The sequence below is a fragment of the Variovorax sp. GW821-FHT10D07 genome, assembly GCF_059415325.1.
Genome location: NZ_JBWKMZ010000005.1, coordinates 328,237 through 347,998 on the forward strand (window position 1 = coordinate 328,237; position 19,762 = coordinate 347,998).

Genomic DNA, 19,762 nt, shown 5'->3' on the forward strand with positions numbered 1-19,762 from the left:
AATCCGATGCATTCCTTCCTCTTCCCGACGCGCCGCACCGCGGTGCTCGCCTCGCTGGCCGCGGCCGGCGCCTTCCTCTGCGGCATCGCGGCGGCCCAGACCCCGGCCGTGCCCAAGACCCTGCGGCTGATCGTGGCCTATCCGGCCGGCGGCGTCAGCGACGTGGTCGCGCGCGCGCTCGGCGACCGGCTCGCGGCGCAGCTCGGCACCACGGTGGTGGTCGAGAACCGCGCGGGCGCCAGCGGCGCGATCGGCATGGACGCGGTGGCCAAGGCCGCGCCCGACGGCGCGACCCTGGGCTTCTCGGCGATCAGCCCGCTGGTGCTGAGCCCGCACCTGGGCAAGCTGCCCTTCGATCCGCTGAAGGACGTGGCGCCGGTGGCCAGCGTGATGTATTCGCCGGTGCTGCTGATCGCCACGCCCGCGAGCAAGGCGAAGGACTTCCGCGCGCTGCTCGACGACGCCAGGGCCCATCCGGGCGCGGTGCGCTGGGCCACCTCGGGGCCGGCCTCGCTCGGGCACATCGTGCTCGAGCAGCTGCGCTCGGCCGCCAACGTCGACATCACGCACGTGCCCTACAAGGGCGGCGGCCAGCAGCTCAACGATGCGCTGGGCGGGCAGTTCGAGATCCTCTCGACCAACGCCAGCCCCACGCTGGGCGCGCACATCCAGTCGGGCAAGCTGCGGCCGCTCGCGGTGGGCGCGCCGGCGCGGCTCGAGAGCCTGCCGCAGGTGCCCACGCTGGGCGAGCTGGGCTACAAGGCGGCCAACATCAACTCGCTGTTCGGCGTGTTCGCGCCGGCCGCCACGCCGCCGGCGCTGCTCGCGCGCTATAACGCGGAGATCAACAAGGCGCTGGCCAGCCCCGAGCTGCGCGCCAAGCTCACGGCCACCGACAACGTGCCCACGGGCGGCTCCGCGGCCGACTTCGCGAAAGAGATCGCCAGCGAGTTCGAGAGCAATGGCAGGATCGTGAAGGCGGCCGGCATCAAGGCCGACTGAGAACCCCACCGGCCGCGCGGGCTTGTCGCCCGCGCGATAGCCACTCCGATTTCCCTACCTTATAGTAGGTAGCCATGCGCAGCGTTTCCTCCGCAGCCCTCGCCACCGGCAGCACGCGCGACCAGATCCTGGGCGCGGCGCGCGAGCTCATCGCCACGCGCTCCTACCTGGGCTTCAGCTTCCAGGACGTGGCCGACGCGGTCGGCGTGCGCAAGGCCAGCCTCTACCACCACTTCCCGTCCAAGGAGGCGCTGGGCGTGGCCGTGCTGCGCGACGCGATCCAGGGCTTCCGCCGCTGGGACGAGGCCAAGGCCCGCACGCCGCGCGAGTCGCTCGACGCCTATTTCCGCATGTACCGCAACGGCCTGCGCGCCGGCTCGGCGGTCTGTCCAGCGGGGGCGCTGGCGCCGGGCTGGGACTGCATCAACGACGAGCTGCGCCGCACGGTGCAGGAGCTGCGCCAGATGCAGGTGCTGTGGCTGACCGGCGTGCTCGGCGCGCTGGTGTCCGAGCGCGCCCAGGGTGCCGGCAGCGCGGGCCCCGCGGCGCTCGCGGCCTATGTGTTCGCGGTCTGCCAGGGCGCGCTGATCGCGGCGCGCATGACCGGCCGCGTGGAGGATTTCGACGACGCGGTCGCGCAACTGAGGAGTTCGCTGCCCGTCTGACGCCCCGGCATCCACCCGAAGGCACGCCCCGCGTGCCTCTTTTTTGACCTGTCAGCCTACCGATTGGATGGTAGTTTTTAGGAGCACACCATGAAAGCCGTCATTTCCGCCTATGCCCGTTCGCCGTTCCATTTCGCGAAGAAGGGCGCGCTGGCCGAGGTGCGTCCCGACACGCTGGCCGCCGGCGTGGTCCGGGGCCTGCTGCAGCGCACCGACCTCGATCCCGCGCTGCTCGAGGACATCGTCCTGGGCTGCGCCTATCCCGAGGCCTCGCAGGGCAACAACCTCGCGCGCATCGTCGGCCTGCTGGCCGGCCTGCCGCACGAGGTGGGCGGCATGACCGTCAACCGCTTCTGCGGCTCGTCGATGCAGGCGGTGCACATCGCGGCCGCGCAGATCGAGGCCGGCATGGGCGAGGCCTTCCTCTGCGTGGGCGTCGAGTCGATGAGCATGGTGCCGCAGGGCGGCTTCAACTTCTCGCCGAGCCCGGAGCTGCTGGCCGACACCGATGCCTACATCTCGATGGGCGAGACCGCCGAGAACGTGGCGCAGCGCTGGAACGTGAGCCGCGCCGACCAGGAGGCGCTGGCGGTCGAGTCGCACCGCAAGGCCGCGGCCGCGCGCGAGCAGGGCCGCCTGGCCGGCGAGATCGTGCCGGTGCGCCTGGCCTCGGGCGAACTGGTCGAGGCCGACGGCTGCATCCGTCCCACCACCTCGGCCGAGGCACTGGCCAACCTCAAGCCGGCCTTCCGTCCCGATGGCGTGGTGACGGCCGGCACCTCGTCGCCGCTGACCGACGGCGCGGCCGCGGTGCTGGTGACCAGCGATGCCTTTGCCGCGCGCCATGGGCTGAAGGCGCTGGCGCGCATCAGGTCCTTCGCCACCGTGGGTGTCGACCCGGCCATCATGGGCATCGGCCCGATCCCCGCCACGCGCAAGGCGCTGGCGCGCGCCGGCCTGACGGTGGCCGACCTCGACGTGGTCGAGATCAACGAGGCCTTCTCCTCGCAGGCGCTGGCCTGCATCCGCGACCTCGGGCTCGACCCGGCCACGGTCAACCTCGACGGCGGCGGCCTCTCGATCGGCCATCCGCTGGGCGCGACCGGCGCGCGCATCACGGGCAAGGCGGCCTCGCTGCTGGCGCGCGAGAACGGCCGCTATGCGCTGGCCACGCAGTGCATCGGCGGCGGGCAGGGCATCGCGACCATCCTCGAGCGCGTCTGAGCGCCGGCGCGACACGACGCGGCACGGTGGCGACAATGCCGCCGTGCCATCAGCGAAGGAGGAACGCACCATGACCGACACCACCACCCCCCGCGCCAAGCTCTACCTCGACGACCTCTCCGTGGGCGACCGCTTCACCAGCGGCGAATACGCGCTCGACGCCGAGAAGATCAAGGCCTTCGCGCTGCAGTTCGACCCGCAGCCCTTCCACACCGACGAGGAGGCCGCCAAGCGCACCTTCTTCGGCGGCCTGGCCGCGAGCGGCTGGCACACGGCGGCCGTGACCATGCGCCTGCTGGTCGACAGCGGCATCCCGCTGGCCGACGGCATCATCGGATCGGGCGGCGACGAGATCCGCTGGCCGCAGCCCACGCGGCCCGGCGATGTGCTGCACGTGGTCAGCGAGATCGTCGAGATCGTGCCTTCGCGCTCCAAGCCGGGCCGCGCCATGGTCCGCGTGCGCTGCGAGACGCGCAACCAGCGTGGCGAGGTGCTGCAGCACTTCTCGCCCAAGCTGGTGGTGATGAAGAAGCCGGATTGACTTCGGGCGCTAGGGGGCTGAGCCGCTGCCGCCGCCCAGCGCCTTCAGCTCCTCGTCGCTGAAGCCCGCGCGCGTGCGCGCCTCGAGGTTGAACGGCGGCTTGAGCCGCGGCGCCTCGTAGCGCGCCACGAGCCCGGGGTAGGCGGCCTCGGCGTCGATGCCCGCGCGCTCGCAGAGCCAGCGGTACCAGTGGTTGCCGATCGCCACGTGGCCCACCTCGTCGCGCAGGATGATGTCGAGGATCTCGACCGCGCGCAGCGCATCGGGCGTGTTCACGCGCTTGAGCTTGGCCTGGATCAGCGGCGTGGCGTCGAGCCCGCGCGCCTCGAGCGTGCGCGGCACCAGCGCCATGCGCGCGAGCACGTCGTCGCGCGTCTTCTCGCACATGCTCCACAGGCCGTCGTGGCCCGTGAAGTCGCCGTAGCGCCAGCCCATGGTCCGCAGGTGCGCATGCAGCAGGGTGAAGTGCTGCGCCTCCTCGTCGGCCACGCGCAGCCAGTCCTGGTAGTAGCGCGCGGGCATGCCGTCGTAGCGCCAAACGGCGTCGAGCGCGAGGTTGATGGCGTTGAACTCGATGTGGCAGATCGAATGGACCAGCGCCGCGCGGCCCTCGGTGTTGAACGGCGAGCGCTTGCCCACCGCCATGGCCGACACGCGCAGCGGGCGCTCGGGCCGGCCCGGCACGCCGAGCTCGTCGCCGGGCACGCGCACGGGTTCGTCTGCTATGGTTTCGCTAGCGATGTGCGTTGCCAGCGCGCGGGTTGCCGCCACTTTCTCTTCGGGATCGGTGAGGCGCAGCGCGGCCAGGGCGCTCAATCGGGGGTGCATCCCTACAATTCTAGGTTTCACCCCTCTTTCCCTTTCCGGAGACTCCCACGATGGCCCTCTATGAACTCGACGGCGTGGCGCCGCAACTCGGCGACGGCGCCTGGGTCGCCGACAGCGCCGAGGTGATGGGGCGCGTGACGCTGGCCGAGAACGCGAACGTCTGGTTCGGCGCCGTGCTGCGCGGCGACACCGAGGCCATGACCATCGGGCGCAACAGCAACATCCAGGACCTGTCGGTGCTCCATTGCGACATCGGCTGCCCGCTGACCGTGGGCGAGAACGTCACCGTGGGCCACCAGGTCATGCTGCATGGCTGCACCATCGGCGACAACACGCTGATCGGCATGCAGGCGGTGGTCTTGAATAACGCGAAGATCGGCCGCAACTCGATCGTCGGCGCCGGTGCGCTCGTGACCGAGGGTTCGGAATTCCCCGACAACTCGATGATCCTGGGATCGCCCGCCAAGGTGGTGCGCACGCTCGACGAAGCGGCCGCCGCCAAGCTGCGCCAGGGTGCGGAGCACTACGTCAAGAACGCCCGCCGCTTTGCGGCCGGCCTGAAGAAGATCGCCTGAGCCTGCGCGCGAGGGCACCCGAAGAAAGAACCCCGTTGTGAGCGAGCTGCATAAATTCCTGTTCGATGGCCTGCCGGTGCGCGGCATGATCGTGCGCCTGACGGACGCCTGGCAGGAGATCCTCGCGCGGCGCGCCTCCAACACCGCCACCGGCGCCTATCCGCCGCCGGTGGTCGAGCTGCTCGGCGAGATGACGGCCGCGGCCACGCTGATGCAGGCCAACATCAAGTTCAACGGCGCGCTGATCCTGCAGATCTTCGGAGACGGCCCGGTGAAGGTGGCCGTGGCCGAGGTCAAGCCCGACCTGAGCCTGCGCGCCACCGCCAAGACCATCGGCGAGCTGCCGGCCGATGCGCGGCTGCCCGACATGGTCAACGTGAACAACAAGGGCCGCTGCGCGATCACGCTCGACCCCAAGGACAAGCTGCCCGGCCAGCAGCCCTACCAGGGCGTGGTGCCGCTGTTCGGCGACGAGGGCGAGAAGCTCGGCAAGCTCAGCGAGGTGCTGCAGCACTACATGCTGCAGAGCGAGCAGCTCGACACCACGTTGGTGCTGGCGGCCGACGACAAGGTGGCCGCGGGCCTGCTGATCCAGCGCCTGCCGGTCAAGGGCGAGGGCAACCTCGAGGGCACCTCGCCGGCCGATCGCGACCAGGCGAACGAGGACCAGATCGGCCGTAACGAGGACTACAACCGGATCTCGATCCTAGCCTCGACGCTCACGCGCGAGGAACTGCTTACGCTCGACGTCGAGACCATCCTGCGGCGCCTGTTCTGGGAAGAGAAGCTGCTGCGCTTCGAGCCGCAGCGCGGCATGCTGGGCCCGCACTTCGCCTGCACCTGCGGCCGCGAGCGCGTCGCGCAGATGATCCGCGGCCTCGGCGCCGAGGAGGCCGAGAGCATCCTCGCCGAGCGCGGCGACATCGAGGTGGGCTGCGACTTCTGCGGCAAGCAGTACCGCTTCGACGCGGTCGATGCGGCGCAGATCTTCCGCCCGCCGGGCGACCAGATTCCCGGCACGCCGGTGGTGCAGTAAGTCGGTGCCGGGCGCTCAGCCCGGCTGCCGCAGCACCTTGACCATCGCCGCGAGCCGCTCGTTCGCATAGCCGGCCGCGAGCGCGCGGTCGAACCAGCCCATCAGGAAATCGGGAAAGCCCGTGTCGAGCCGCGCCTCGCGTGCCTGCCGCACGAACAGCCGGCCCGAGCCCGCGCAAGTCGCCATCGAGCTCTCGGGTTCGCCATAGCTCCGGTCGTGGATGCTCTCGCCCTCGGCGCGGATCATCTCGCCGAGCACGGGCGAGATGGTGCCGATCATTTGTGCAAAGTCCCGCACCGGCAACTGCTCCGATTCGAAGATGCGCACGCCGTGGAAGAAGCCGGCCATCGCGCCGAACATGCACGAGAGCGTGGCCAGGTCCCAGGCGGCGGCGTTGCCGATCGGCTCGCCCAGGTAGGCGATGTGGCCCGCGATGGCCTCGAGCACCGGCCGGCAGGCCGCGAGCGCGCGCTCCTCGCCCGAGACGAACAGCGGCGTGTCGGGCCGGCCGATCTGCGAGGGCGTGGCGAGCAGCGCGCCGTCGAGGTAGGCCACGCCGTCGAGTCGCGCCCAGTCGTCGCGCGCATCCTGCGGCGTGCCGGTGCTCAGCTGCACCAGCACCTTGCCGCGCAGTGCCTCGGCCACGCCCGGCTGCGCGAGGATCGCGCGCCAGGCCGCGTAGTCGGCCACGCAGACCAGCACGATGGGGCTCGCGGCGACGGCGGCGCGCGCATCGGCGGCGAGCACGGTGCCCTGGCCGAGCAGCGCTTCGGCGCGGCTCGGCGTGCGGTTCCACAGCGTGAGCGTGTGGCCACGCTGCAGGGCGCGCGCGAGCGCGATGCCCATCGGGCCGAGGCCGATGAGGGAGACGTCGGTGGGGGTCATGGTTGCTTCCTGCATGGATCGGGGATGCGGTTCAGTCGTGCGCCGGGCTGAGGTTCTGGCCCAGGCCGCCGTCGACCGTGAGCCGCGCGCCGGTGGTGAAGGTGGCGTCGAAGGCCAGGAACAGCACCGCGCGCGCCACTTCCTCGGCGCTGCCGTGGCGCCGCATCGGCGTGATCTGGTCGCCCAGGCGCACGAACTCCGCGCGCTCGGCGGGCGTGGCATCGGCCACGCCGAGCGTGGGCGTGTCGATGAAGCCCGGGCTCACCACGTTGACGCGGATGCCGCGCCCGACCAGCTCGGCCGCGAAGCCCGAGGCGAAGGAGCGCAGCGCGGCCTTGGTCGCGCTGTAGACGCCCATGCCGTGCATGCCGCCCTCGTCGGCGATCGACGAGGTGAAGACGATGGACGCGCCGGGCTTCATCAGCGGCGCGAGCTTCTGCACCGTGAAGAAGGCGCCCTTGGTGTTGATCGCGAAGGCGCGGTCGTAGCCGGCCTCGGTGACCTGCTCGAAGGGCTCGAGCGTGGCGATGCCGGCGTTGATGTGCAGCAGGTCGACGTGGCCCAGCGTCTCGCGCGCGGTGGCCGCGAGCGCATCGATGTCGGCCAGCGAGGCGGCGTCGCTCGCCAGCACCTGCGCCTGCGGGCCGAGCGCGTGTCGCGCGGCCTCGAGGTTCTTCGGATTGCGCCCGGTCAGGATCACGCGGGCGCCGCCCGCGAGCAGGGCCTGGGCCGTGGCCAGGCCCATGCCGATGGTGCCGCCCGTGATGACGGCGGTCTTGCCGCGGTAGCGGGTGTTGCTGTCTTGGTGGAGAGTGGTGTTCATGGCCACGATGATTCCGCGCGCATCGCGCACGGTCGCGCACGATCGGGCAGCCCCGAGCACGAACGGACGACGGCGCGCGGCCGATAATGGCCCGATGAGCGACACCGACCTGCGCATCGAACTGCGGCAGACGCCCGCCGGCATCGTCGGCTACGAGCCGCTGCCCGAGCACCGCATCAAGCTCCACGTGGGCGCGCCGGTGGCCGGCGCCTGCCAGTTCCACCGCTTCCTCTACACGCGCGGCGACCTCGACATCGTGCCCGCGGGCGTGAGCGACGTGTGGCACGAGGAGGCAGCGAGCACCTCGCTGATGCTGCGCGTGTCGACCGTGCTGCTGCGTCGCACGGCCGACGAGATGGGGCTGCCCGCCGAGTGCGCCACGCTCGCGCAGCGCCACCAGTTCCGCGATGCCCACATCGAGCACATCGCCTGGGCCCTCGACGCCGAACGCCGCGCGGGCTTTCCCAACGGCACCCTGTACGCCGACAGCCTCGGCACCGCGCTCGCCGTGCACCTGCTGAGCGGCCAGCGCCGCCCCGAGCCCGTGCTCGCGCGCGGCCTCACGCGGCCGCAGCTGCGCCGCGTGACCGAGCACATCGAGGCTCACCTCGACGGCGATCTTTCGCTGTCCTCATTGGCCGACGTGGCGGGCCTCAGCGCCTCGCACCTCAAGACCCTGTTCAAGCGCTCGACCGGCCTGCCGGTGCACGAGTACGTGGTGCACCGCCGCGTCGACCGCGCGCGCGGCCTGCTGCTGCGCAGCGACCTGCCCGCGAGCCAGGTGGCGCTGGAGAGCGGCTTCTCGCACCAGAGCCACATGGCGCGCTGCATGCGGCGCGTGCTCGGCGTGACGCCGGGCGAGGTGCGGCGCGCGGGCTAGGCGTCGTCCGACGGGGCGTTCTTCGTCGCGTTGCTTTCCAGCAGCACGGAAGACAGCGCGAGGATCTTGGTCTGGGGCGCGTCGCGCAACCAGACCAGTCTCGTCTTGGCACGGCCGAACTTCGCTGGCAGCGGATGGACGCTGAGCCGGTCGCGCTCGGCGTAGCTGTAGAGCACGCTGTGCGGAATCAGCGCGATGCCCATGCCGACCGCGACGCAGCCCAGGATCAGGTGGTAGGAGCCCGCCTCCACGATCCGGCCCGGCGTGACGCGGCCGCGCAGGAACCAGTCCTCGAGCCGCTTGCGGTGCGGGCAGCCGGGGTGGAAGGCGAGGATCGTCTTCGACGACAGGTCCTTCGGCGATGCGATGCTGCCGTGCTTTGCTTCGGCGACGATCACCAGTTCCTCGTCATAGATCGCGAGGGTTTCCAGTCTGCGGTCCGGGATCGGATCGGTGATGAGGGCCGCGTCGAGATCCGTGCAGAGGACCTGCTTGATCAGCTCGCGCGGATCGCCCGAATAGAGTTCGAGGGCCACGTCCGGATAGCGATCGTGGAAGCGCCCCAGCGGCTCCGGCAGGCGGGCAGCGGCCGTGCTTTCCATCGCGCCCAGGCGCAGCACGCCGCTGGGCCGATCGGACTGGATCGCCTGCACCGCTTCCTTCGCGAGATCGAGCATGCGGTCCGCGTAGCCGACCAGTATCTTGCCCGCGGGCGAAAGCTGAAGGCGGCGCCCTTCGCGCAGGAACAGCTGGACGCCCAGTTTTTCTTCGAGCACCTGGATGCGCGCGGTCACGCTCGACTGTGCGCGGTGAAGGGTTTCCGCCGCCCGCACCACGCCGCCGGTGCGGACCACGGTCCTGAAGATCTGCAGATCCGAGAACTCCATACATCGCCCTCCCTGAACGGTTCGTTCTCTATTTGTCGTTTTCTTGTGAGCGTCATTCTCTTTAGAGTTCTCTGCAACTTCAACAAGGCAATGGTTTCCTGAACCGGGAGGCGATGAAGCATCATGAAAATCGGAGTCATTGGAATCGGGGTCATGGGAGAGCCCATTGCGAGGAATCTCGCAAAGGCCGGGCATGGCGTGACAGTCTTCAGTCGCACACTGGCGCGCTGCGATGCGTTGCGCCCGCTCGACATACAGATCGCCGAGACCGCGAACCAGGTATTTGAAGCGGCGGAAACCGTAGTCATCATGGTGCCCAGCCACCTGGAGGTCGATGAGGTCCTCGGACGCATCTGCCCGGGAAGTATCTCGGCGCCGGTGGCAGGGCGTACGGTCGTCCTGATGGCAACGGTCGCGCCGGCTTATTCGGAAGCGCTAGGTGCCGATCTCGCGCTTGCAGGCGCCCGGTATGTGGAGGCACCGGTTTCTGGATCTAGACAGCCTGCTGAGGCGGGGCAACTCGTGATTCTTGCCGCCGCCAAAGAGCAGGGGCATATCGACGAGGTCCAACCGCTGTTCGACGCGATCGGCAAGAAGACGGTTCGTTGCGGCTTGGTGCCGATGGCAATGCGAATGAAGTTGGCCAACCAGCTCTTGCTGATTGCGTGTTTCGAAGCCGTTTCCGAGGCAACGCATTTTGCGACGGGCATCGGCCTCGACGCGCAAGCATTTCTCGACATGGCTCAAGCGGGGCCACTTGCCAACGATGTGCTTCGTTCGAAGGTGGCCAAGCTGGTCGCCGACGATTTCACCCAGCAGGCTCCGATTCGCCACGTTGCCAAGGATATTGGACTGGTTTGTGATGAGGCGGAGCAGCGCGGTGTATGGCTTCCTATCGCGTCTGCCAATCGAGCACTTTTTTCCGAAGCGATGCGGGCCGGACAATCCCAGGACGATGTCATCGGCATCATCAAGATCTTGCGGCGGGGCCGCTGATCGTGGCCACCGCACCCATTGCGCTGGCAACGCCGGCGGGGCATCAGTCGCTGGCCATCGGCGCACTCTGCGGCCTTGCGGTTGCGTTGATCTGGTCGAGCTGGTCGGTCGCCACGCGGTTCGCCGTAACCACCAGCCTTGGGCCGCACGATGTGACCTTCCTGCGCTTCGGCGTCTCGGCGCTTTTCTTGTGGCCGGTGCTCGCCCGGAAGGGGTTGGGCGTTGCACAGATCGGCATGGTTCGCCTGTCGATCATGGTCCTCGGCGCGGGCGTGCCCTTCATGCTGCTGGGTTCGGTGGGCATGCAGTTCGCACCGGCCTCGCATGTCGCCACGCTCATGATCGGAACGATGCCGATCTGGGTGGCGGTGCTGTCGGGCCTGCTGTTCGGTGAGCGATTCACGCGGCGGCAACTGGGCGGGATGTCCGTCGTCGTCGCCGGTGTGCTGTGCATCGGCGGCTATGCACTGCTGGCCGATCGCGCTGCGGGAGAGTGGCGAGGAGACCTGCTGTTCCTGCTCGCGGGCCTTTGCTTCGCGAGCTTCACAGTCGCGCAGCGCCGTTCGGGCATCAGTCCCTGGCATGCGACGGCGCTCGTCAACGTGTGCTCCGCCGTGCTGTTCACGCCGGTCTACTTCTTCGGGTTCACGCCGAACATCTTCACGGCGCCGCCATCGGCCGTCGGCTTCCAGGTCGTCGCGCAAGGGATCCTGGTTGCGATCCTCGGGATGTATTTCTACACGGAGGCCGTGCGTCGATTGGGGGCGCCCAGGGCCGCCATCTTCGGTGCGCTCGCGCCCGCGCTGGCCGTGCTGATCGGCGCGGTGTTCCTCGGGGAGGTACCGGCCTGGCTCACGCTGGTGGGAATCGGGCTCGTGATGAGCGGTGTTGCTCTGGTGGTGACGGGCGCGGCGCGGCGCGTCGCTAGCTAGCGAAGGCTGCTGTCGAAACCCCCGAAGAAGATGTCCGGCGCGCTCGTGTTGTGCTTCGATGGCAGGCTGCGGCCGAAGCGGAACTGCGTGCCCTCGAGCGTCTTCACCTCGGGCAGCGGCGTCGCGACCGGCGGCGCATCGGGCGTGGCCTGCCAGCGTACTTCGCTGACGTCGGCGTTGTCGGGCGTCACGTACATCGAGCGCAGCACCGCGAAGGGCCGCGCCTCGCGCGTGGGGGCCGAGAAGCGCACGTCGAGCGCGGTGCGTTCGCGGCTGATCTCCTCGACGTTGGCGACGGCGCTGCCGCCGCGCGCGAAGCGCAGGTGGATCGACAGCGGCTTCGGCACGATGCGGATCGAGGCGATGTCGACCACCGGCCGGCCGGCCTGCTCGACCGGGCCGAGCAGGAACGAGGAGCCGTAGACGCCGTCGCCGAAGCGCGCCTCGGGCAGGGGCTTGATGCGCCAGTAGCCGTCGGAGGGATAGAGCACCAGCGCCTCGAGCGCCTTGCCGTTTTCCTTACGGAACACCTGCAGCAGGTGGACGCCGCGGTCGCTGACGGTGCCCACGCGCACCGGCACGCGTTGCGGTCGCCAGAAGCTCGCCAGCGTCATGCCGACAATGCGCCACTGCGCGTTGTCGAGCAGCACCACGGTGCGGGGCTCGAAGCGGTGCGCGGGGTCGGTGGGATGCTCGCCGCCGTCGAAGTTGCAGCCCGAGAAGTCGGGCTCGGTGACGTCGTTGCCGATGCTGTCGAGGTAGGACGGCTGCAGCGCCTCGATGCGCAGCCGCCGTATGCCTTCGCCGCGCAGCACCAGCGAGACGTTGTCCTCCTCGGCGCAGGCGGTGGGCGTGGTGCCGTTCTCGACCGCGGCGCGCAACGGGGCCGCGCTGGCGGCGGCGCCGACCAGCACCGAGGCCGCGAGGGCGGCGGCGAGGAGGGCGGCGGTGCGGAAGCGGCGGCGAAGAGGCATCGGGTCTCCAGGCAAGAGGAAGAGGAAAACGGCAACGGACGCCGAAGCTTAGAGGATGGCGCAGCGCCAGCCGGCCCCATGTCGGAGGGCACCGCGCGGGCGCGGCGGCCTCACTCGCGGCGCGCGAGCAGGTCGGTGAACAGGCGGTGCTCGCATTCGGGATCGGAGCACTTGTCGCAGGACCAGGTCCAGCCTTCTCCCGCCGTGGCCGTGCCGCGATCGGGCACCACGGCATCGCGTCCGCCGTCTCGGGCCAGGCCGCCGCGGTCGGCCACGCTCTGGATCGCGCGCCATGCGCTTGCCAGCCGCTCGCTGCCGCTGCCGTGCACCACGGTGTAGGCCACGCCCGCGCTGGCGAGCGCGCGGCGCACCATCGCGTCGACCGGTTCGCGCACATGCGGGCCGTCGCGCATCTCGTCGGCCACCCAGGGCAGGTCGAGCGCGGTCAGCAGGGTGATCGCGCAGCGCTGCTGAGCCGCGAGCGCATCGGGGTAGAGGGTGGTGTCGGCGAACAGCAGCTCGCTGTAGACGGCGGTCATGACGGCCGTAGTGTCGGCCACCGCCACGCCGAGCGCGGCCGCGGCATCGATGCGGCGGGTCTGCTCCTCGGCGATGGCCTGCTGCTCGTCGGCACGCGGCGTGCGGCCTTCGCGCTCGCACCATTCGCGCAGGTACTCGCCGACGAAGATGGAGTGGATGCCGCGCTCCTTCATGCGCTGCACGAGGGCGCGCGCGAGCTCGGTCTTGCCGGTGCTCTCGGCGCCGAGCAGCGCGACGATGCAGCCGGTGGGCAGCACGGGCGTCATGCGGCGGCGGCCTTCGGCAGCCGCTGGCGCCAGGCCAGGTAGCCGGCCACGCTGAGCGCCGCGAACACGGCGTACAGCCCGACCGTGAGCCACAGGCCCTTGTGGACGAAGAGGCCGATGCTGACCAGGTTAACGGCCAGCCACACGACCCAGTTCTCGATGAACTTGCGCCCGAGCAGGAACTGGCCGACCAGGCTCAGGCCGGTGGCGAAGCCGTCCCACCAGGGCACGTCGGTGTCGGTGAAGCGGCGCAGGAAGAGGGCTACCGCGGGCCAGGCCAGCGCGCAGGCCAGCAGCGCGAGCGCGAGGCCGCGGCGCGAGAGGCGGCTCACGCGCAGCGCCGAGCCGTCGGCCCGGTGGCCGCGCAGCCATTGCAGCCAGCCCCAGAAGGCGACGACGGCGAAGAAGACCTGCAGCGAGGCGTCGCCATAGATCTTCGCCTGCGCGAACACGCCCACGTAGAGCAGCGAGCTGACGATCGCCAGCGGCCAGCCCCAGTGGATCTCGCGCATGTTGCAGCCGACCATGGCCAATGCCAGCACGGCGGCCACGCATTCGAGCCAGGTGACGGGAGAGCCCCAGAGCGCGAAGGCGGGGGCGGAGAGGAGTTCGGGCATCGGCTGGGCGGCGTGCGCGGCGCGCCGAGGGCTCGGCGAGAGCGGCCCGCGTGGATCAGTGGGCGATCTGGACGAAGACCTCGTTGGGCTTGACCATGCCCAGCTCCTGGCGGGCACGTTCCTCGACCATCTCGAGGCCGTCCTTGAGGTCGTTGACCTCGGAGGCCAGCCGCTCGTTGGTGATGGCGGCCTTGGCGTTCGACTCCTTCTGCGAGGCCAGCTTGGCCTGCAGCTGCGCCACGTCGCGCACGCTGCCGCGCCCGTTCCACAGCTGCCACTGGAGGATGGCCAGCAGCACGAGCAGAACGATGGGAGGAATGAAGCGCGCGCGCATGGTCCGCGGACTTTACCCGCGCTCCCCGCACGGCCCGCCAGGGACGGCGCATCGCCGATCCGCGAAATGCGGAAAAAGCGGCAATGCGTGCGGCTCTTCGGGCCGGGGAGGGGGCATCACTTGAGGTTGTAGAACGCGCCGCGGCCCGGGTAGACGGCGATGTCGCCGAGGTCTTCCTCGATGCGCAGCAGCTGGTTGTACTTGGCGATGCGGTCCGAACGCGAGAGCGAGCCGGTCTTGATCTGGCCGGCGTTGGTGCCCACGGCGATGTCGGCGATGGTGCTGTCCTCGGTTTCGCCCGAGCGGTGCGAGATCACGGCCGTGTAGCCGGCGCGCTTGGCCATCTCGATCGCGGCGAAGGTCTCGGTCAGGGTGCCGATCTGGTTGATCTTGATCAGGATCGAGTTGGCGATGCCCTTCTCGATGCCTTCCTGCAGGATCTTGGTGTTGGTGACGAACAGGTCGTCGCCCACCAGCTGCACGCGCTTGCCCAGGCGTTCGGTCAGGTGCTTCCAGCCGTCCCAGTCGCCTTCGTGCATGCCGTCCTCGATGCTGATGATCGGGTACTTGTCGACCCAGGTCGCCAGCATGTCGGTCCAGTTCTCGGCCGACAGCGAGAGGTTCTCGCCCGACAGCACGTACTTGCCGTCCTTGTAGAACTCGCTGGCGGCGCAGTCCAAGCCCAGCGCGATCTGCTCGCCAGCCACGTAGCCGGCCTTGTCGATGGCTTCGAGGATCAGCTGGATCGCCGCTTCGTGGCTCTCGACGCTCGGCGCGAAACCGCCTTCGTCGCCCACGGCGGTGCTGATGCCGCGGTCGCCCAGGATCTTCTTGAGCGCATGGAACACCTCGGCGCCATAGCGCACGGCTTCGCGGAAGCTCGGCGCGCCCACGGGGATGATCATGAACTCCTGCAGGTCCAGGCTGTTGTTGGCGTGCGCGCCGCCGTTGATGACGTTCATCATCGGCACCGGCATCTGCATGCCGCCCATGCCGCCGAAGTAGCGGTACAGCGGCAGGCCCGATTCCTCGGCGGCCGCGCGGGCCACGGCCATCGACACGGCCAGCGTGGCGTTGGCGCCCAGGCGGCCCTTGTTGTCGGTGCCGTCGAGGTCGATCATCGTGCGGTCGAGGAAGGCCTGTTCGCTGGCATCGAGGCCGAGCACGGCTTCGGAGATCTCGGTGTTGATGTTCTCCACCGCCTTGAGCACGCCCTTGCCGAGGTAGCGCTTCTTGTCGCCGTCGCGCAGCTCGATGGCTTCGCGCGAACCGGTGGATGCGCCCGAGGGCACGGCCGCGCGGCCCATGGTGCCCGATTCGAGCAGCACGTCGCACTCGACGGTGGGATTGCCGCGGCTGTCGAGGATCTCGCGGCCGACGATGTCAACGATTGCACTCATCTTCTTTTCTTTCTCCAGTAAAAACGGATCACAGACCTTCGACGACGACCATGCGCATGATCGCGGCGCCCTGGCGCGATTCGCGCGCCTTGCCGTATTCGGGCGAACTGTTGAACTGCTTCGCGGCCTCGACGCTCGGGAACTTGAGGATCACGATGCGCTGCGGCGCCCAGTCGCCCTCGAGCACCTCGACCTTACCGCCACGCACGCAGACCTCGGCGCCATGCGCCTGCATGGCGGCGGTCGACCACTTCTTGTACTCCTCGTACTGGGTCGGGTTCGTGACTTCGACGTTGGCGATGATGTAGGCGCTGGTCACGCAACGGCCTTCAGTGTCTTGCCCGCATTGCCGGCGCCCTGGCCCTTGTGGTCGAGCGCGGCCTTGATGAAGGCGTTGAACAGCGGATGGCCGCTCCACGGCGTGGACTTGAACTCGGGGTGGAACTGCACGCCCATGAACCAGGGGTGCACGTCCTGCGGCAGCTCGACGATCTCGGTGAGCTGCTCGCGCTGCGTGAGCGCGGAGATCACGAGGCCGGCCTTGCGCAGCTGGTCGAGGTAGTTGACGTTGGCTTCGTAGCGATGGCGATGGCGCTCGGTGACCACGTCGCCGTAGATGCTGTGGGCCAGCGTGCCGTCGGTCACGTCGGAACTCTGCGCGCCCAGGCGCATGGTGCCGCCGAGGTCGGACTTCTCGTTGCGCACCTTGATCGTGCCGTCGGCGTCCTTCCACTCGGTGATCAGCGCGATCACGGGGCAGGAGGTCTCGGGGTCGAACTCGGTGCTGTTGGCATCGGGCAGGCCGGCCACGTGGCGCGCGTACTCGATGGTGGCGACCTGCATGCCCAGGCAGATGCCGAGGTAGGGCACCTTGCCTTCGCGCGCGAAGCGGGCCGCGAGGATCTTGCCCTCGACGCCGCGCTGGCCGAAGCCGCCGGGCACGAGGATGGCGTCGTACTTGGCCAGGCGCGAGACGTCCTGCGCGGTGATGGTCTCGGAGTCGACGTAGTCGATCTTCACGCGCGCATGGTTCTTCATGCCGGCGTGGCGCAGCGCCTCGTTGAGCGACTTGTAGCTGTCCGACAGGTCGACGTACTTGCCGACCATGGCGATCGCCACTTCCTGCTGCGGATGCTCGACCTCGTAGACCAGTTCGTCCCAGCGCGAGAGCTTGGCCGGCGGCGTGTTGATGCGCAGCTTGTCGCAGATCAGGCCGTCGAGGCCCTGCTCGTGCAGCATGCGCGGCACCTTGTAGATGGTGTCCACGTCCCACATCGAGATCACGCCCCATTCGGGCACGTTCGAGAACAGCGAGATCTTGGCGCGCTCGTCGTCGGGGATCGGGCGGTCGGCGCGGCACAGCAGGGCGTCGGCCTGGATGCCGATCTCGCGCAGCTTCTGCGCCGTGTGCTGCGTGGGCTTGGTCTTGAGCTCGCCGGCGGCGGCGATCCAGGGCACGTAGCTCAGGTGCACGAAGGCCGAGTTGTTCGGGCCCATGCGCAGGCTCATCTGGCGCACGGCCTCGAGGAAGGGCAGCGACTCGATGTCGCCCACGGTGCCGCCGATCTCGACGATGGCCACGTCGACCTCATGCGCGGTGCCGATGCCGGCGCCGCGCTTGACGTATTCCTGGATCTCGTTGGTGATGTGCGGGATCACCTGCACCGTCTTGCCGAGGTAGTCGCCGCGGCGTTCCTTCTCGAGCACGGTCTTGTAGATCTGGCCGGTCGTGAAGTTGTTGGCCTTGCGCATGCGCGTCGTGATGAAGCGCTCGTAGTGGCCGAGGTCGAGGTCGGTTTCAGCGCCGTCGTCGGTGACGAACACCTCGCCGTGCTGGAACGGCGACATCGTGCCGGGGTCGACGTTGATGTAGGGATCGAGCTTGATGAGGGTGACTTTGAGGCCGCGCGATTCGAGGATCGCGGCCAGCGAGGCGGAGGCGATTCCCTTGCCGAGGGAAGACACCACACCACCGGTGACGAAGACAAATTTGGTCATGCCAGTTCCGGACGCGAGGACCGGGCAGTGGGAAATTGAGATTATAGGTGTGCCCCCGGCGACACCCGGCGCGGGTGGACACTGTTACCTCGCCCGGCGCGGGACATCGGGGGCGCCGCGAACGACCGTTCGCCCCAGGGCGCGGCGGGGATGCGCGGGTCATTACACTCCGCCCCACCATGCAAGACCTCGCCGGCAAACACATCGTTCTGGGACTCACGGGCGGCATCGCCTGCTACAAATCGGCCGAGCTGTGCCGGCTGTTCGTGAAGGCGGGGGCCACGGTCCAGGTCGTCATGACCGAATCGGCCGAGCAGTTCATGACGCCGGTCACGATGCAGGCGCTGTCGGGCCGCCCCGTCTACACCTCGCAGTGGGACGCGCGCGAGCCCAACAACATGCCGCACATCAACCTGAGCCGCGAGGCCGACGCGATCGTGCTCGCGCCCTGCAGCGCCGACTTCATCGCGCGCCTGGTGCAGGGCCGCTCCGACGAGCTGTTGAGCCTGCTGTGCCTGGCGCGTCCGCGCGACCGCGTGCCGCTGCTTCTCGCGCCCGCCATGAACCGCGAGATGTGGATGCATCCCGCGACCCAGCGCAACCTGGCGCAGGTGGCGGCCGATGGCGCCACCGTGCTCGGCGTGGGCAACGGCTGGCAGGCCTGCGGCGAGACCGGCGACGGCCGCATGCTCGAGCCGGCCCAATTGCTGGAAGACATCACCGCCTTCTTCCATCCCAAGCTGCTCGCGGGCCAGCACCTGCTGGTGACGGCCGGACCGACCTTCGAGGCGCTCGACCCGATCCGCGGCATCACCAACCACTCGTCGGGCAAGATGGGTTTTGCCATCGCCCGCGCCGCGCGCGAAGCCGGCGCCGAGGTCACGCTGGTGGCCGGGCCGGTGCACCTGCCGACGCCGCGCGGCGTCACCCGCATCGACGTGCGCTCGGCGCAGGAGATGCTCGCGGCGACCGTCGGTGCATCCTCGCGTGCTAGCGTTTTCGTAGCAACGGCGGCGGTCGCCGACTGGCGCCCCGCGACCCAGAGCGACCAGAAGATCAAGAAGGACGGCAGCGGCAAGACGCCGGTGCTCGAGTTCGTCGAGAACCCCGACATCCTGCTGACCGTGGCGCGCAGCGAGCGCGCGCAGGCGAAGAAGCTGTTCTGCGTGGGCTTCGCGGCCGAGAGCGAGAACCTCGTCGCGCATGCCAAGGCCAAGCGCGAGCGCAAGGGCATCCCCTTGCTGGTGGGCAATATCGGCCCGCTGACCTTCGGCCAGGACGACAATGCGCTGCTGCTCGTGGACGCCGATGGCGTGCGCGAACTGCCTCGCGCGCCCAAGCTCACGCTGGCGCGCGAGCTCATGACGGAGATCGCGGCGCGGCTGCCCGACTGGAGGGTCTGATGAAGGCTGAATGGAACACCCCGCCCAATGGCGACTTCGTGCGCTATGTCGAGGGGCTGACGGCCCAGGCCGCGAGGAACCTCGGGCGCGGCCAGACGGACGTGACCGGCGAACACGGGCTCGACGTCGGCATGACGCCGAGCGCGGGACCGGGCGCGGTGGTGCCGCCGGCACAGGCCCGCGCGCGCGCCGCGGCCACCAATGCCGCCAAGTCCGAATCTGCGCAGGGCGGGCCCTTCGGCGCGCTCACCAAGCCCCTGCTCGGCGCGGCCGGCGTGGCCTTCGTGATCCTGTGGTCGGTCGGCGTGCCGATCTACGTGCTGGTGGTGCTGGCCGGCCTGGCGTTCTGGTTCGCCGGCAAGCTCAAGACGCTGGCCTTCCCGGGCGCGGCCAAGTGGCAGCAGGTGCTCGAGCAGGCGAACCGCCGCGAGACAGAATCTCAACAAGGAAAAGCAAGCAAGTGAAAGTCGACGTCCGCATCCTCGATCCCCGCATGGTGGAGCAGTTGCCCACCTACGCCACACCCGGCAGCGCGGGGCTCGATCTCAGGGCCTGCATCGATGCGCCCGTCACGCTGGAGCCCAATGCCTGGCAACTGGTGGGCACCGGCATCGCGATCCATCTCGGCGACCCGGCCTATGCGGCGATGATCCTGCCGCGCTCGGGCCTGGGCCACAAGCACGGCATCGTGCTGGGCAACCTGGTCGGGCTGATCGACAGCGACTACCAGGGCGAACTCAAGATCAGCGCCTGGAACCGCAGCGGCACGCCCTTCGTGCTGCAGCCGATGGAGCGGCTCGCGCAGCTGGTCATCGTGCCGGTGGTGCAGGCGAAGTTCCATGTCGTCACCGAGTTCGCGCCCACGCAGCGCGGCGAGGGCGGCTACGGTTCCACCGGCAAGCACTGACCGGCAGCTGACTGCAGCGATGCGCAACCGCGCGCAACGGCGCGTATCG

General features: G+C 69.4%; 23 protein-coding genes. 12 read left to right on the plus strand and 11 right to left on the minus strand.

Annotated elements, in window-relative coordinates; all coding sequences use genetic code 11:
- The first annotated feature begins 6 nt into the window (after positions 1 to 6).
- From AC07PU_RS18365 to AC07PU_RS18380, 4 genes are all read left to right on the plus strand, one after another.
- The gene (locus AC07PU_RS18365; protein ID WP_495319301.1) at positions 7 to 1,002 is read left to right on the plus strand and encodes a Bug family tripartite tricarboxylate transporter substrate binding protein; all 996 of its coding nucleotides are present in this window, start codon (positions 7 to 9) and stop codon (positions 1,000 to 1,002) included.
- A 74-nt stretch (positions 1,003 to 1,076) separates the two neighbouring features.
- The gene (locus tag AC07PU_RS18370) at positions 1,077 to 1,667 is read left to right on the plus strand and encodes a TetR/AcrR family transcriptional regulator (RefSeq protein WP_208513316.1); all 591 of its coding nucleotides are present in this window, start codon (positions 1,077 to 1,079) and stop codon (positions 1,665 to 1,667) included.
- A gap of 90 nt (positions 1,668 to 1,757) precedes the next feature.
- Positions 1,758 to 2,891 carry a thiolase family protein gene (locus tag AC07PU_RS18375; protein ID WP_296799282.1) on the plus strand — a complete coding sequence of 378 codons (1,134 nt, stop codon included), beginning with the start codon at positions 1,758 to 1,760 and terminating at the stop codon, positions 2,889 to 2,891.
- A 70-nt stretch (positions 2,892 to 2,961) separates the two neighbouring features.
- Complete coding sequence (locus AC07PU_RS18380) at positions 2,962 to 3,432, plus strand: MaoC family dehydratase (protein ID WP_495319304.1); 471 nt, start codon at positions 2,962 to 2,964, stop codon at positions 3,430 to 3,432.
- Positions 3,433 to 3,441: 9 nt separating this feature from the next.
- On the opposite strand, the gene AC07PU_RS18385 is transcribed toward AC07PU_RS18380, so the two are convergent.
- Positions 3,442 to 4,260: a ferritin-like domain-containing protein gene (locus tag AC07PU_RS18385; protein ID WP_495319306.1), complete on the minus strand. Its 819-nt coding sequence runs from the start codon at positions 4,258 to 4,260 to the stop codon at positions 3,442 to 3,444.
- Between the two features lie 50 nt (positions 4,261 to 4,310).
- Here AC07PU_RS18385 and AC07PU_RS18390 point away from each other — a divergent pair, with 50 nt between their 5' ends.
- Together AC07PU_RS18390 and hslO are read left to right on the plus strand one after the other, a co-directional pair.
- Positions 4,311 to 4,835 carry a gamma carbonic anhydrase family protein gene (locus tag AC07PU_RS18390; protein ID WP_057595925.1) on the plus strand — a complete coding sequence of 175 codons (525 nt, stop codon included), beginning with the start codon at positions 4,311 to 4,313 and terminating at the stop codon, positions 4,833 to 4,835.
- Between the two features lie 37 nt (positions 4,836 to 4,872).
- On the plus strand, positions 4,873 to 5,871 hold the full coding sequence (hslO, locus tag AC07PU_RS18395) for an Hsp33 family molecular chaperone HslO (protein WP_057595926.1): 999 nt from the start codon (positions 4,873 to 4,875) through the stop codon (positions 5,869 to 5,871).
- A gap of 15 nt (positions 5,872 to 5,886) precedes the next feature.
- On the opposite strand, the gene AC07PU_RS18400 is transcribed toward hslO, so the two are convergent.
- Positions 5,887 to 6,756 carry an NAD(P)-dependent oxidoreductase gene (locus AC07PU_RS18400; protein ID WP_495319309.1) on the minus strand — a complete coding sequence of 290 codons (870 nt, stop codon included), beginning with the start codon at positions 6,754 to 6,756 and terminating at the stop codon, positions 5,887 to 5,889.
- A 31-nt stretch (positions 6,757 to 6,787) separates the two neighbouring features.
- The gene (locus tag AC07PU_RS18405) at positions 6,788 to 7,579 is read right to left on the minus strand and encodes an SDR family oxidoreductase (RefSeq protein WP_296799279.1); all 792 of its coding nucleotides are present in this window, start codon (positions 7,577 to 7,579) and stop codon (positions 6,788 to 6,790) included.
- Positions 7,580 to 7,673: 94 nt separating this feature from the next.
- Here AC07PU_RS18405 and AC07PU_RS18410 point away from each other — a divergent pair, with 94 nt between their 5' ends.
- Positions 7,674 to 8,459: a helix-turn-helix domain-containing protein gene (locus AC07PU_RS18410; RefSeq protein WP_495319311.1), complete on the plus strand. Its 786-nt coding sequence runs from the start codon at positions 7,674 to 7,676 to the stop codon at positions 8,457 to 8,459.
- Here the strand turns inward: AC07PU_RS18410 and AC07PU_RS18415 are convergent.
- Positions 8,456 to 9,346, minus strand: coding sequence for a LysR family transcriptional regulator (locus AC07PU_RS18415; protein ID WP_495319313.1), 891 nt, complete (start codon positions 9,344 to 9,346; stop codon positions 8,456 to 8,458). The two genes, AC07PU_RS18410 and AC07PU_RS18415, sit on opposite strands and share 4 nt — an antisense overlap.
- A 123-nt stretch (positions 9,347 to 9,469) precedes the next feature.
- Between AC07PU_RS18415 and AC07PU_RS18420 the strand changes: the two genes are divergently transcribed.
- Together AC07PU_RS18420 and AC07PU_RS18425 are read left to right on the plus strand one after the other, a co-directional pair.
- Positions 9,470 to 10,342 carry an NAD(P)-dependent oxidoreductase gene (locus AC07PU_RS18420; RefSeq protein ID WP_495319315.1) on the plus strand — a complete coding sequence of 291 codons (873 nt, stop codon included), beginning with the start codon at positions 9,470 to 9,472 and terminating at the stop codon, positions 10,340 to 10,342.
- A gap of 2 nt (positions 10,343 to 10,344) precedes the next feature.
- On the plus strand, positions 10,345 to 11,274 hold the full coding sequence (locus tag AC07PU_RS18425; protein ID WP_495319317.1) for a DMT family transporter: 930 nt from the start codon (positions 10,345 to 10,347) through the stop codon (positions 11,272 to 11,274).
- Here the strand turns inward: AC07PU_RS18425 and AC07PU_RS18430 are convergent.
- The 7 genes from AC07PU_RS18430 to pyrG all read right to left on the minus strand — a co-directional run bounded on the left by AC07PU_RS18430 (position 11,271) and on the right by pyrG (position 17,403).
- Complete coding sequence (locus AC07PU_RS18430; protein ID WP_495319319.1) at positions 11,271 to 12,248, minus strand: hypothetical protein; 978 nt, start codon at positions 12,246 to 12,248, stop codon at positions 11,271 to 11,273. The two genes, AC07PU_RS18425 and AC07PU_RS18430, sit on opposite strands and share 4 nt — an antisense overlap.
- 110 nt (positions 12,249 to 12,358) lie before the next feature.
- Entirely contained in the window at positions 12,359 to 13,054 is a 696-nt protein-coding gene (locus AC07PU_RS18435) for an AAA family ATPase (protein WP_495319321.1), read from the minus strand.
- Positions 13,051 to 13,671, minus strand: a complete 621-nt coding sequence (gene pnuC, locus AC07PU_RS18440) for a nicotinamide riboside transporter PnuC (protein ID WP_495319323.1) — start codon at positions 13,669 to 13,671, stop codon at positions 13,051 to 13,053. Before pnuC ends, AC07PU_RS18435 begins: the two co-directional genes overlap by 4 nt.
- Positions 13,672 to 13,726: 55 nt before the next feature.
- Complete coding sequence (gene ftsB / locus AC07PU_RS18445; protein WP_093354631.1) at positions 13,727 to 14,005, minus strand: cell division protein FtsB; 279 nt, start codon at positions 14,003 to 14,005, stop codon at positions 13,727 to 13,729.
- 116 nt (positions 14,006 to 14,121) lie between these two features.
- Complete coding sequence (eno, locus tag AC07PU_RS18450; protein ID WP_057595934.1) at positions 14,122 to 15,405, minus strand: phosphopyruvate hydratase; 1,284 nt, start codon at positions 15,403 to 15,405, stop codon at positions 14,122 to 14,124.
- Positions 15,406 to 15,433: 28 nt separating this feature from the next.
- Positions 15,434 to 15,724, minus strand: a complete 291-nt coding sequence (locus tag AC07PU_RS18455; RefSeq protein ID WP_296777275.1) for a DUF1330 domain-containing protein — start codon at positions 15,722 to 15,724, stop codon at positions 15,434 to 15,436.
- Positions 15,721 to 17,403 (minus strand): CTP synthase, encoded by a 1,683-nt coding sequence (pyrG, locus tag AC07PU_RS18460; RefSeq protein WP_208513325.1) that lies wholly within the window; start codon positions 17,401 to 17,403, stop codon positions 15,721 to 15,723. The genes AC07PU_RS18455 and pyrG overlap by 4 nt, the downstream gene beginning before the upstream one ends.
- Positions 17,404 to 17,582: 179 nt before the next feature.
- Between pyrG and coaBC the strand changes: the two genes are divergently transcribed.
- The 3 genes from coaBC to dut are packed head-to-tail and all read left to right on the plus strand — an operon-like array spanning position 17,583 to position 19,713.
- Entirely contained in the window at positions 17,583 to 18,806 is a 1,224-nt protein-coding gene (gene coaBC / locus AC07PU_RS18465; protein ID WP_057595937.1) for a bifunctional phosphopantothenoylcysteine decarboxylase/phosphopantothenate--cysteine ligase CoaBC, read from the plus strand.
- Entirely contained in the window at positions 18,806 to 19,270 is a 465-nt protein-coding gene (locus AC07PU_RS18470; protein ID WP_208513326.1) for a hypothetical protein, read from the plus strand. Before coaBC ends, AC07PU_RS18470 begins: the two co-directional genes overlap by 1 nt.
- Entirely contained in the window at positions 19,267 to 19,713 is a 447-nt protein-coding gene (gene dut / locus AC07PU_RS18475; protein WP_495319328.1) for a dUTP diphosphatase, read from the plus strand. Before AC07PU_RS18470 ends, dut begins: the two co-directional genes overlap by 4 nt.
- Positions 19,714 to 19,762 lie beyond the last annotated feature (49 nt).